13 protein-coding genes and 1 pseudogene are annotated in these 11,718 nt (G+C 71.7%); 5 read left to right on the forward strand and 9 right to left on the reverse strand.

Features of this window, described 5'->3' with window-relative positions:
- Window positions 1–83 precede the first annotated feature (83 nt).
- Window positions 84–863, forward strand: coding sequence for a precorrin-6A synthase (deacetylating) (cobF, locus tag FNH04_RS30625; protein WP_322724293.1), 780 nt, complete (start codon window positions 84–86; stop codon window positions 861–863).
- 51 nt (window positions 864–914) lie between these two features.
- Here the strand turns inward: cobF and FNH04_RS30630 are convergent, their stop codons facing one another.
- Entirely contained in the window at window positions 915–1,676 is a 762-nt protein-coding gene (locus tag FNH04_RS30630; RefSeq protein WP_152789025.1) for a cobalt-precorrin-6A reductase, read from the reverse strand.
- A 24-nt stretch (window positions 1,677–1,700) separates the two neighbouring features.
- The gene (locus FNH04_RS30635; RefSeq protein WP_152789026.1) at window positions 1,701–2,474 is read right to left on the reverse strand and encodes a sulfite exporter TauE/SafE family protein; all 774 of its coding nucleotides are present in this window, start codon (window positions 2,472–2,474) and stop codon (window positions 1,701–1,703) included.
- Between the two features lie 217 nt (window positions 2,475–2,691).
- Between FNH04_RS30635 and FNH04_RS30640 the strand changes: the two genes are divergently transcribed.
- The 4 genes and pseudogenes from FNH04_RS30640 to FNH04_RS30655 all read left to right on the forward strand — a co-directional run bounded on the left by FNH04_RS30640 (window position 2,692) and on the right by FNH04_RS30655 (window position 4,852).
- Window positions 2,692–3,519: an alpha/beta hydrolase gene (locus FNH04_RS30640; protein WP_152789027.1), complete on the forward strand. Its 828-nt coding sequence runs from the start codon at window positions 2,692–2,694 to the stop codon at window positions 3,517–3,519.
- 100 nt (window positions 3,520–3,619) lie between these two features.
- Window positions 3,620–3,865, forward strand: a pseudogene (locus tag FNH04_RS48045) (WhiB family transcriptional regulator); the annotation flags it as partial.
- 107 nt (window positions 3,866–3,972) lie between these two features.
- Window positions 3,973–4,458 (forward strand): Dps family protein, encoded by a 486-nt coding sequence (locus FNH04_RS30650; protein WP_152789028.1) that lies wholly within the window; start codon window positions 3,973–3,975, stop codon window positions 4,456–4,458.
- Window positions 4,459–4,513: 55 nt separating this feature from the next.
- On the forward strand, window positions 4,514–4,852 hold the full coding sequence (locus FNH04_RS30655; RefSeq protein WP_152789029.1) for a DUF3140 domain-containing protein: 339 nt from the start codon (window positions 4,514–4,516) through the stop codon (window positions 4,850–4,852).
- Window positions 4,853–4,967: 115 nt separating this feature from the next.
- Here FNH04_RS30655 and FNH04_RS30660 read toward each other — a convergent pair whose 3' ends face one another.
- The 7 genes from FNH04_RS30660 to FNH04_RS30690 all read right to left on the reverse strand — a co-directional run.
- Window positions 4,968–5,654, reverse strand: a complete 687-nt coding sequence (locus FNH04_RS30660) for an SDR family oxidoreductase (protein ID WP_152789030.1) — start codon at window positions 5,652–5,654, stop codon at window positions 4,968–4,970.
- Window positions 5,655–5,670: 16 nt separating this feature from the next.
- Window positions 5,671–6,579, reverse strand: coding sequence for a cupin domain-containing protein (locus FNH04_RS30665; RefSeq protein ID WP_322724296.1), 909 nt, complete (start codon window positions 6,577–6,579; stop codon window positions 5,671–5,673).
- Window positions 6,576–7,934, reverse strand: coding sequence for an amidohydrolase family protein (locus FNH04_RS30670; RefSeq protein ID WP_152789031.1), 1,359 nt, complete (start codon window positions 7,932–7,934; stop codon window positions 6,576–6,578). The genes FNH04_RS30665 and FNH04_RS30670 overlap by 4 nt, the downstream gene beginning before the upstream one ends.
- 30 nt (window positions 7,935–7,964) lie before the next feature.
- The gene (locus FNH04_RS30675; RefSeq protein WP_322724299.1) at window positions 7,965–8,945 is read right to left on the reverse strand and encodes an alpha-ketoacid dehydrogenase subunit beta; all 981 of its coding nucleotides are present in this window, start codon (window positions 8,943–8,945) and stop codon (window positions 7,965–7,967) included.
- On the reverse strand, window positions 8,933–9,910 hold the full coding sequence (locus tag FNH04_RS30680) for a thiamine pyrophosphate-dependent dehydrogenase E1 component subunit alpha (RefSeq protein ID WP_152789032.1): 978 nt from the start codon (window positions 9,908–9,910) through the stop codon (window positions 8,933–8,935). The genes FNH04_RS30675 and FNH04_RS30680 overlap by 13 nt, the downstream gene beginning before the upstream one ends.
- Entirely contained in the window at window positions 9,910–11,247 is a 1,338-nt protein-coding gene (locus FNH04_RS30685) for a M24 family metallopeptidase (protein ID WP_152789033.1), read from the reverse strand. The genes FNH04_RS30680 and FNH04_RS30685 overlap by 1 nt, the downstream gene beginning before the upstream one ends.
- Window positions 11,248–11,293: 46 nt before the next feature.
- Window positions 11,294–11,718 (reverse strand): cupin domain-containing protein (locus tag FNH04_RS30690; RefSeq protein ID WP_152789034.1); only part of this gene is annotated, 425 nt, incomplete at its 5' end.

Below are 11,718 nucleotides of genomic sequence, written 5' to 3' on the forward strand. Positions count from 1 at the left end.
GGGGCGGGTCTGTGCGGGCACGCGGCCACGGGCTCGGGTGACTCGGTGCGGGCACTGTCAGTGGTGTACGGCAGACTCGGGGTGTGCGAACGATTCATGTCATCGGCATCGGGGCGGGCGACCCCGACCAGCTGACCCTGCAGGCGGTCAAGGCGATGAGGGGCACCGACGTGTTCTTCGTCCTGGACAAGGGCGAGGTGAAGTCGGACCTCGTCCAGCTGCGCCATGACCTCCTGGAGGCGCACATACCGGAGGGGACGTACCGGCTGGTCGAGGCGCGCGACCCGGAGAGGGACCGGAGCGCCGGGGGTGCCGCGTACTCGCCGGCGGTCGGCGACTGGCGCAGTGCCCGCGCCGACATCTACGAGCGGCTCATCGGCGAGGAGCTGGGCGAGGACGAGACCGGCGCGTTCCTGGTGTGGGGCGACCCCGCGCTGTACGACAGCACGCTCGGGATTCTCCAGGAGGTCCTCGGCCGGGGCGCGGTGGCCTTCGAGTACGACGTGGTGCCGGGCGTCAGCAGCGTGTCGGCGCTCGTGGCCCGGCATCGTACGGGGCTGAACCGGGTGGCCCGGCCCGTCCAGATCACCACGGGGCGCCGCCTCGCCGAGGGGTTCCCGGAGGGCGTCGACGACGTGGTGGTCATGCTCGACGCCCACCAGACCTTCCGGCAGTACGTGGACCAGGACATCGACATCTACTGGGGCGCGTACATAGGCACCCCCGACGAGATCCTCGCCTCCGGTCCGATCGCCGAGGCGGCCCCCCGTATCGAGCGTCTGCGTGCCGAGGCGCGCGAGCGCAAGGGCTGGATCATGGACACCTACCTGCTGCGCAGGCATGCGCGGGGGGACGGCGGCTGAGGGCCGGGTACGGGGGTTCCCCGGGTTCCCCGGCCGCGGGCCCCTCGGTGGTCATGGCGGGGTGAGGCCCAGCCGGGCCAGCACGGCCGGTACGTCCGGCGCGGCGAGCACGCTCTCGGGGAGCGGTGGCCGGCGTACGACGACGACCGGCAGGCCGAGATCGCGGGCGGCCACGAGTTTCGCCGCTGTCGCCTCTCCCCCGCTGTCCTTGGTCACGAGGACGTCGATACGGTGCTCGCGCAGCAGCGCCCTCTCGCCGTCGGCCGTGAACGGGCCGCGTGCCAGCAGGACGTCGGTGTGCGGGGGCATCGGCGGGTCGGGGGCCTCCACGGACCGCACGAGGAAGTGCGGTTCGGTCAGGCCTGCGAAGGCCGCGAGGCCCAGGCGGCCCGTCGTGAGGAAGACACGGCGGCCCAGCTGCGGGAGCAGTGCGGCGGCCTCGGCGAGGGAGTCCACCGGGTGCCAGCGGTCGCCGGGGCCGGGGCGCCAGCCGGGGCGGCGCAGGACGACGGCGGGGACGCCGGTCGCGGCCGCGGCCCGGGCCGCGTTCGCCGTGATGGCCGAGGCGAAGGGGTGGGTGGCGTCGACGAGCGCGTCGGCCTCGTGTTCGCGCAGCCAGGCCGCGAGGCCCTCCGCGCCGCCGAAACCGCCGACACGTACCTCTCCGGCGACCGCGCCGGGCCGGGTCACCCGGCCCGCGAGGGACGTGGTGACCCGTACGCCGGGGCGGGCCGCGAGCGATGCGGCGAGTTCACGTGCCTCGGTGGTGCCGCCGAGGACGAGGACGTGGAACGGGCGGCGTGGCTGGGGCATGGCGTCGAGGGTACGGGCGGCCGGTCAGCGGACCAGGAGCTGTACGCCGCCCACCACGGTCGCCGCGATGACGAGTTGCTCGAAGAGGCGCTGGTTGATGCGGTGCACGGCCCACTTGCCGAGGAACGCCCCCGGCACCACGAACAGGGCGAGGGCCGCGTCGAGGAGCAGTGAGGGGCCGTCGATCAGGCCGAGGCCGGCGCTGAAGGGCACCTTGGACACGTTGACGATGAGGAAGAAGAAGGCGGAGGTGCCCAGGAAGCCGAGTTTCCGGAAGCCCGCCGAGAGCAGGTACATCGACATCACGGGGCCGCCGGCGTTGGCGACCATCGTGGTGAAGCCTCCGAGGATGCCGTACGAACGGGCCTTGACGCGGCCCGCCCGGGTGGTCACCTCGTCGGGGTCCTCCTGCCGTTCGGAGGTGCGGCGGCGCCACACCGTGACCGCGGCCATGAAGAGCAGGATCACGCCGATCGAGTTCCGTACGATCCCGTCGTCGGCCCACAGCAGGAAGACCGTGCCGAGGACGACGCCCGCGCCGACGGCGGGGAACAGCCGCCACAGGGTGGGCCAGTGGGCATGGCGCCGGTAGGTGACCACGGCGAGGACGTCGCCGACGATCAGGAGCGGCAGCAGCACGCCGGTCGACGCCCGGGCGGGCAGAACGGCCGCGAAGATCGCGAGGCTGACCGTGTTGGCCCCGCTGACCGCCGTCTTGGAGAAGCCGACGAGCAGGGCCGCGAAGGCGAGCGCGGCGAATTCGAGCGGGGTCATGTGCCAGAGCGTCATCGTGTCCATGCGACCACCGATGCTATGCGCACGTATCTCGGCACGGCAGGACCGTCTCGGCAGGTGGCCTCCGGCGGGCGGGGTGACCTCCCGGCCGGCAGCCCTTCCCCGGCGGCGGCCCGGCCGCCGGCGTCCCGGACCTGTGCCCAGGTCACGCGCCGTGGACCGGGGTCCGGAGCCCTGGGAAGATCGCCCGAGGACCTTCGCCGACGCAGCTGGAGGAGTCATGGCCGACGCGCGTGAGCGGTACGGGCACCGGGAGCACACCCTCGACGGCACCAGGGGAAGGGTCGTCGTACGTGAGTGGCCGTGCGAGCGGGCGCGGTATGTGGCGTTGCTGGTCCATGGGTACGGGGAGCACATCGGGCGGTACGAGTACGTCGCGGGTGTGCTCGGCGCCCATGGCGCGGCGGTGTTCGGGCCCGATCACATGGGGCACGGGAAGTCGGCGGGCGAGCGGGTGCTGATCGAGGACTTCGAGGACGTGGTCACCGACGTGCACGCGGTGGAGGAGCTGGCGCGGGCCGCGTACCCCGGGGTGCCGGTGGTGCTGATCGGGCACTCCATGGGCGGGCTCATCGCGGCGCGGTACGCGCAGCGGTACGGAACCGGGCTGGCCGCGCTCGTGCTGTCCGGTCCGGTACTCGGTACGTGGGAGCTGCCCCGCGCGCTGCTCGCGTACGACGAGCTGCCGGACGTGCCGATCGACACCGGGCTGCTGTCCCGCGACCCGGAGGTCGGTGCCGTGTACGCGGCCGATCCGCTGGTGTGGCACGGCCCGTTCAGGAGGCCGACGCTGGAGGCGTTCGTCCGCACCCTGGAGACGGTCTCCAAGAGCGGGGACGTGGGTGCGCTTCCCCTGCTGTGGGTGCACGGCGACGACGACCGGATCGTGCCGCTTCCCGCGAGTCGCACGGGAGTTGGCGAACTGCGCGGCCCCGACCAGGTCGAACGCGTCTATCCGGGCGCCCGGCACGAGGTGTTCAACGAGACGAACAAGGACGAGGTCCTGGCGGACGTGACGGCTTTCGTGGACCGCGTTCTGGCGAGCTGAATCCGGCGGGCCGGTCTCCCCGGGGGCCGTTTCCGGCCCCTCTCGTTCCCCTGGCGGGATGCCGAGTTTTCACCCATCCGTCCTGGGCACCCGCGCCCGCATGGAGTGGTTGCGGAAAGCGTCGTGCGTGGGAGAGGACCCCGATCTGTTCTTCCCCGTGGGCACGTCGGGGCCGGCGCTCAGGGACATCGCCGCCGCCAAGCGCGTCTGTGCGCGCTGTCCGGTGATCCGCCAGTGCCTGTCGTGGGCGCTCGGCAGCGGTCAGACGGCGGGCGTGTGGGGCGGACTGTGCGAGGAGGAACGCGCCGAGCTGCTCCGTACCTCCGGGGCCGCCGGCGCGCCCCGGCGCCGGACGACGCATGCGGACCATGCGGCTCAGACAGCCCATACAGCTCACACAGCACGTACATCCCATACGACACACACGACACACACGACGAGGAGTAGCGCGCGATGACAGCAGTGACGAGTACGCTCCCCGAGCCCGCCCTCCGGGCCACCGGGGAGGCCCTGCAGGACACCCTGGTGGATCTGCTGGGACTCTCGCTGATCGGGAAGCAGGCCCACTGGAACATCGTGGGGCCGAGGTTCCGCTCGATCCACTTCCAGCTCGACGAGGTGGTGGCCACGGCACGCTCGTACGCCGACACGGTGGCCGAGCGCGCGGCGGCACTGGGCATCGCCCCGGACGGCCGCCCGGAGACGGTCGCTACGCGGTTCGCCCTGCAGGGCCCGAAGGACGGGTGGCTGCGGGACACCGAGGTCGTACGGCTGTTCGTGGAGGCGCTGGAGACGGCGATCGGGCGGCTGCGCACCCGGATCGAGACGACCGAGCACTCCGACCGGGTCACCCAGGACCTGCTCATCTCCCTCACGGCCGAACTCGAGAAGCAGAGGTGGATGTTCCAGGCCGAGGACGGGCCGCGCGACGGCGGCTGACGTCACGTACGGAACACGTGCGACACGTACGGAACACGTACGAAAGGGGCACCCCATGACCGACGCCCTTGAACTCGACGCGCTGTGGGACGAGTTCCACCGCGTGGTGAACATGACCTCCCAGGAGCTCGCGGCCTGGCTGCGGGTCCGTGACGCGGGCGAGGAGACGGAACCGCTGCCCGAGGACGCGGGTTCGCCCACCGGACAGCATGTCCTCGCGATCCTGCAGAAACGGCGCACGGACCTCACCGACGACGACATCCGGGTGATGTACGAGGTGGTGGACACGGTCACCGCGCAGCAGGACGAGGAGAACGAGCCGGAGGCCGACGAGACGCACCTCCGCCATCGTCTGATGACGGTGGGCCACGACCCGCTCAAGCCCCCGCAGTAGCCGCTCGGTACCCGGCAGCGGGCGCCGACCGGGCCGCCGCGATGCGCGGGCCGGGTCGGCGCGGCCGGGCCCCAGAGCCCTCATGAGCCCTCATGAGCCTCCCTCCTCAGCCTCCTCAGCGCAGCAGCCAGCCCCCGTCGACGCTCAGATCGACCGCGTTGACCGAGCGGTTGCCGAGGAGGAAGTCCACGGCGTCGACCACGTCCCGCATCGTGGCCAGCCGGCCCGTGGGGGTGCGGGCGACCAGGGCGTCGAGGGGCTTGTCCGACCAGAAGGGGCTGTCGCCGACGACGCCCGGGTGGACGGCGTTGACACGGATCGGGGCGAGTTCGGTGGCGAGGGTGTGCACCAGGCCCGTCACACCGGCGTTGACCGTGGCCACCGTCGTCGCGCCCGGGTACGGGCGTTCCTTGGCCTGGCCCCCGAACAGCACGATGGCGCTGTCGTCGTGCAGCTTCGGCCGCAGTGCGTGCACGACCTCCGTGTAGCCGACGAGTTTGAGGGTGACCAGGCGGAGTGCCGCGTCGATGTCGTACTCGGTGACGGTGTTGTGGTCGCGGGAGACCCCGACGAGGACCAGTTGGTCGACGGGCCCCACGTCCCTGAGTGCTCCGGCGATCTCGTGCGGCCTGGACAGGTCGAGACCGAGACCGCGGGCCGCGCCGGTCTCCTTGGCGACGGTGGCGGCCCGGTGGGCGTCGCGCCCGGTGAGCACGACCTCGTCACCGCGCGCGGCGCGGTGACGGGCGAACTCCCGGCCGATCCCGGACGTACCGCCGATGACGACGACACTGCTTCTCATGGCCTCTCCCCGCTGCTCATGGCCCCTCCCCCAGTACCTGGCGCAGATGGTCCCAGTCCCTGGTGAACCGGTACGAGTGCCGGGACGGCGGCTGCGGCGCCTGGGTCTCCAGCCAGCGCACGGGCGTGTCACCGGCATTGGAGAAACCGTGCACGCAACCGGCGCCCGCCCAGGCCGTGTCGCCCGCCTCCAGCCGGTACGTCTCGCCGTCGAAGGTGGCGTTCACCGCTCCTTCGAGGATCAGGTACGTCTCCTCGAAGGGGTGGTCGTGCGTGCCCGCGACACCTTCGGGCGCGTACTGGACCATGAACATGGTCGAGGCGACCGCCCCCAGGTCGGGGTCCACCATCATCTTCACCGTGATCCCGCTGTACACGAGGAGCGCGGTGCGCATGCTCGCCGACACGGCGAGGAGGTCCTGCGACTGCTTGCCCGGGTCCATCTGCGCGGGCTCGAAGTGGCCGAACGAGCGGGTGCGCGGATCGCGGACGTCGATCCGTACGGGCTCCCGCTCCGGCAGCGCGGGCACCGGCTGCGTGTCGTACCCGTAGCGGGCCCGTGGCACCGGGGCGAGCATGTCGGCCCAGCGGGCGACCGTGTTCCCGGCGTTCCCGGCGTTCCCGGCGTTCCCGGCCCCGCGCCAGGCGTGCGGCACGCCCGTCGGGAGCAGCCCGTAGTCGCCCTCCTCGAGGAGGTACGAGCCGTCGGGCACGTCGAGGACCACCGTCCCGGAGAGGATGTGGAAGCTCTCCTCGTACGAGTGGACATGGGCGCCCACCGCGCCGTCGGGCCGCAGCTCGCACAGCCCGAAGCCGGTGTGGACGCTGCCGTCCTCCTCTCCGATGACGGACCGGCGCCGGAAACCCCGTTCGTCGTACGGGAGCCGAGGTGCCGTTGCCGCCCGCCGCACCACGTGGCTGGTCACGCTGCCTGCCGCTTCCTCGCCTCCGCGGCGGCCAGCAGCCGGTCGCGCGACTCCTCGACCAGGCGGCGCGCCCGGTCGACGTCGGCGAGCAGCCTGCCGTCGCGCTTGTGGATCACGCCGTCGACGATGACAGTGTCCACGTTGGAGACGTCCGCGCTGAGGGTGACCGCGGCCACCGCGTCGTGCACGGGTGCCACGTTGAGGGCGGTGGCGTCGATGGCGACGACATCGGCCCGCTTGCCGGGGGTGAGGGAGCCGGTACGGTCCTCCAGGCCGGCCACATGGGCACCGTTGAGCGTGGCGATCTCCAGCATCCGGCGGGCGGTCAGCATCGTGCTGGGCACGGGCAGGTTGGCCTGCCAGCAGTCGGCGTTGACACGGGCCCGTTCGGCGCCGAAGGCCGCGCGGATCTGGGTGAACATGTCGCCGGGCACGGTGGTGACGACATCGATGGACAGGGACGGCCGCAGCCCGTGCTCGATGGCCTGCATCACGGGCGGCCAGCCGTGCCCCATCTGGGTCTCCACCTGGGCGGCGATGGAGACCGTGCCGCCGCTGTCGGCGACCATCCGCCACTCCTCCTCGTGGAGGTAGCAGCAGTGGACGTAGGTGGTGTCGGGGCCGAGCAGGCCGAGGTCGTGGAGCTGTTTGACCATGCCGAAGCGGCCGGCCAGCCGGCCCATCGCGACATGCACCGTGATCGGGATGCCGAGTTCACGGGCGAGACCCCACTCGGAGGCGACGACCTCGTTGGTGCAGAAGCCGGGGCCGCGCGTGGCCAGGGCCATGGTGAGCAGGCCGCTGTCGGAGGCGAAGTACTCGGTCCGGATACGGCGCACGTCGTCGCCGGGAATCGCGATCTTGCTGTCGAACCAGTAGTCCGAGAGGGAGGTGTTGGCGCTTCCGTACGCGTACTGGGCGCGGATTCCGGTCTCGGCGAGGGCCTGGAGGGCGGCGTCGGGGTGCTCGGGCGTGTTGTTGATGTGGGACCAGTCGACGAGCGTGGTGATGCCCGCGTTGAGGCACTCCAGGGAGCCCGCGAGGTTGCCCGCGTACACGTCCTCGGGGGTGTAGACGGGTGCGAACGTGTCGAGGACGTCGACGAAGTAGTCGTCCAGCGTGGCGTCGGGGGCGCAGCCGCGGATGGGCGCCTCCCAGGTGTGGCGGTGGGTGTCGACGAAGCCGGGGACGATGATGCGGCCCCTCATGTCGAGGATCTCGGCGTCGGCGCCGATGTCGGGCCGCACCTCCACGATCGTGCCGTCCTCGATGAGGACGTCCGCCTCGGGCAGGTCCCCGATGCCGGGGTCCATCGAGATCACGTGTCCGGAGCGCAGAAGCAGTCGGTTGGTCATCGCCCTTCCTCCCGTTCGTCCCATGGGTGTTCAGTACGCGGCGAGGTCCCGTACGGTCGCCACGACCTTGCCGACGGTGGGGATGACCTGCTCCTCCAGCGCGTCGGCGAACGGCAGCGGGACGCACTCCCCCGCCACCCGTCTCAGCGGCGCGTCCAGGAGGCCGAAGCCCTCGTCGGCGACGACCGACACGAGCGTGGCGCCCCACCCGCCCTGGTACGGGTTCTCCTCGACGGTCACGAGCCGCGAGGTCCTGGCCAGCGAGGCGAGTACGGTGCTCATGTCCAGCGGCACCAGACAGCGCAGGTCGACGACCTCCGCGTCGATCCCCTCCCGGGCCAGCACGTCGGCGGCCTCGAGCGCCACCGGCACCATCGAGGCGAGGGCCACCAGGGTCACGTCCGCGCCCTCACGGACGACGGCCGCGCGGCCCAGCTCCACGACGTGGTCCGGGGGCGCGGGCGGTCCCTTGGTCGCGAGCAGGCCCTTGTGCTCGAAGAAGACCACGGGGTCGTCGCTGCGGATCGCGGCCGCCATCATGCCGATCACGTCGGCGGGGGTGGCAGGTGCGGCGATCTTCAGTCCGGGGACGGTGAGCGCCCAGTTCTCCGTCGCCTGCGAGTGCTGGGCACCGAAGCCGAGCCCGCCGCCGTTCGCGGTGCGCACGACGAGCGGGACGGTGACCTGGCCGCCCGTCATGTAACGCACCTTCGGTATCTCGTTGGCCAGGTAGTCCCAGCAGCAGGCGAGGAAGTCCGAGAACATGATCTCCGCGACCGGCCGCATCCCGGTCATCGCGGCACCCATCGCCGCGCCCACGATGGCCTGTTCGGAGATGGGCGTGTCCCACACCCGCTCGGGTCCGAACTCCTTCAGCAGGCCGGCGGTCGTCTTGAACACCCCGCCCGCCTCGCCGATGTCCTCGCCCAGGCACACCACGGCCGGATCGCGCCGCATCTCCCGCGCGATGCCCTCGGCGACGGCCTCCCGGTAGGTGATCACGTCCGCCACGCCGCACCTCCGTCGGCCCACACGTCGGTCAGCGCCTGGCCCGGATCGGGCGGCGGGGCGGTCCTCGCCGCCTCGACAGCCTTCTGTACGACAGCCGTCGCGCGGTCGTCCGCCTCGCCGACCACGGCCTCGGGCACCCCCATTCCGGCCAGCCGCTCCCGCGCCAGGTCCAACGGGTCGTGCCTCAGCCACCGTTCGACCTCCTCGGCCGGACGGTAGGTCGCGGGGTCGGCACGGCTGTGCCCGAAGTGCCGGTAGGTCTGCGCCTCCAGCAGTGCGGGCCCGTCTCCTGCCCGGGCCCGCCCCGCGAGCCGGGCCGTCACCTCCTGCACGGCGACCACGTCGTTGCCGTCCACCACCTCGCCGGGGACGCCGTACGCGGGCGCCCGGTCGGCGGCGGGCCGGGGCACGGCCGTGACGTCGGCGATCGGCGTGTACTCCATGTACAGGTTGTTCTCGCAGACGAACAGCACCGGCAGCTTCCACACGGCGGCCAGGTTGAGCGCCTCGTGGAAGGCGCCGATGTTGGTGGCGCCGTCACCGAAGAAGGCGACCGCGATCTGGTCGGTGCCGCGCAGCCGGGCGGACCAGGCGGACCCGGCCGCCATCGGGAGGTGGGCGCCGACGATGGCGTACGAGCCGAGCATGCCGGTGGAGGCCTTGGTCAGGTGCATGGAGCCGCCCTTGGCCCTGCACAACCCCGTCGCCCGGCTCATGAGTTCGGCCAGGCACTCCTCCGGAGTGGCACCGCGTGCCATCGCATGATGGTGGCCCCGGTACGTGGCGAAGACGTAGTCGTCGGGGCGCAGCGCGGCGCTCGCGCCGACGGCGATGGCCTCGTGTCCGGCGGCGAGGTGGGTGGTGCCCTTGACGAGGCCTTGCAGGAACAGGTCGTGGGCGGCCTTCTCGGTACGGCGGATGACGGCCATCTGCTCGTAGGCGGCGAGAAGTTCGGCCGGTTCCATCAGCGTGCCCCGTCGCCGTGCGAGGTGTTGAGGTGGGACTGGGCCTCGCGGCGGGTGTTGAGCTCGCCGCCGACCGTCCAGTACTTGCGGCCCGCGACCAGGAGTTCCTCGGCGGGGAACTTGGTGATCACCTCGCAGCCGTCGGCGGTGACCACCACCTCCTCCTCGATCCGGGCGGCCGACCAGCCGTCCGCGGCCGGCCAGTAGGTCTCCAGCGCGAACACCATGCCCTCTTCGAGGACTTCGGGGTGGTCGAGGGAGACGAGGCGGCTGAAGATGGGCTTCTCCCAGATCGACAGGCCGACCCCGTGGCCGTACTGGAGCGCGAAGGCAGCCGTCTCGTCGGGGAAGCCGAACTCCTCGGCACGCGGCCACACCCGGACGATGTCGGCGGTGGTCGCGCCCGGCCGTACGAGGGCGATGGCCGCGTCCATGTACTCGCGGCAGCGGACGTACGCGTCGCGCTGCGCGCCGGAGGCGCTGCCGACGGCGAACGTGCGGTAGTAGCAGGTGCGGTAGCCGAGGTGGCTGTGCAGGATGTCGAAGAAGGCGGGGTCGCCGGGGCGGATCAGACGGTCGCTGTAGACGTGCGGGTGCGGTGAACAGCGCTCCCCGGAGATGGCGTTGACGCCCTCGACGTACTCGCTGCCGAGGTCGTAGAGGACCTTGCTGACGAGCCCGACGCACTCGTTCTCCCGCACTCCGGGCCGCAGGAAGCCGTACAGCTCCTCGTACGCGGCGTCCACCATCGCGCAGGCCTGGGCGAGCAGGGAGATCTCGTCGCGGGTCTTGGTGCGGCGGGCCCGGAGGAAGACCTGCTGGCCGTCGACGACGTCGATGCCCTCGGCGCGCAGGGCCATGAGGATCGGCATCTCGACGAGGTCGACGCCCAGCGGCTCGTTCGCGAGGCCGTGTTCGCGCAGTTCTGCGGCGATCTTCGCGGCGACGTCCTCGGCGATCCCGGCGTCCGGGTGGAAGGCGCCCCGGAGCGTGGAGATGCCCGCGCGGGCTCCGGTCGGCGGGCCCTCCTTGCCGTCGCTGTAGTCCAGCCACGGGTTGTGGAGCTGGTGGTGGCGGGCGGCGGAGCCGAAGTCCCAGACGACCGGTTCGCCGCCGCGCACGAGCAGCGCGAAGCGGATGAGCTTGTCCATGGCCCAGGTGCCGATATGGGTCGCGGACATGTAGCGGATGTTGGCGAAGTCGAAGCTGAGCACCGCTCCGAGTGAGGAGTCGTTCAGCGCGCCGTGCAGCCGGGACAGGCGCTCCTTGCGCAGCCGGTCCAGGTCGACGCGCTCTTCCCAGTCGACGGCGTTGGGTCCGAAGGTGCGGATCGCCATGGTGACCACCCCCACTTCCGGAGTGAACGACTACGCCCCGGATGTGTCAAGTACCACTGAACACGAACCAGACGCCCACAGCCGGTTCCTCACCATCGTTGCGGTAGCGGTGCGGGGTTGTCGACTCGAAGCTCACCGCGTCGCCGGGACGCAGCGTGTACTCGTCGAAACCGAGGGTGAGAACGAGTTCGCCCGAGGTCAGATAGCCGTACTCGTACCCCGCGTGCCGCATCAGGCCGCCGGAACTGGAGGACGATCCTCCGGGGCGGTAGGTCACGAGCAGGAAGTCCACCTCCGTACCCGGAACACGGCCGAGACGCTCCCACACGACCCCCGAGTCGAGCTCCAGCGTCTCCCGCTCCCCCGCTCCGGCCAGCGGGCCGATACGGCGGCCGGGGTCGGCGGCGAAGGCGGCCAGGGCGTGGAGGACCGTGGCGGGGGCGGCGGCGTCCCCGGAGGAGACCGCCGGGG

Origin of the sequence: Streptomyces phyllanthi (genome assembly GCF_009377205.1) — a bacterium.
Lineage (GTDB): Bacteria > Actinomycetota > Actinomycetes > Streptomycetales > Streptomycetaceae > Streptomyces > Streptomyces phyllanthi.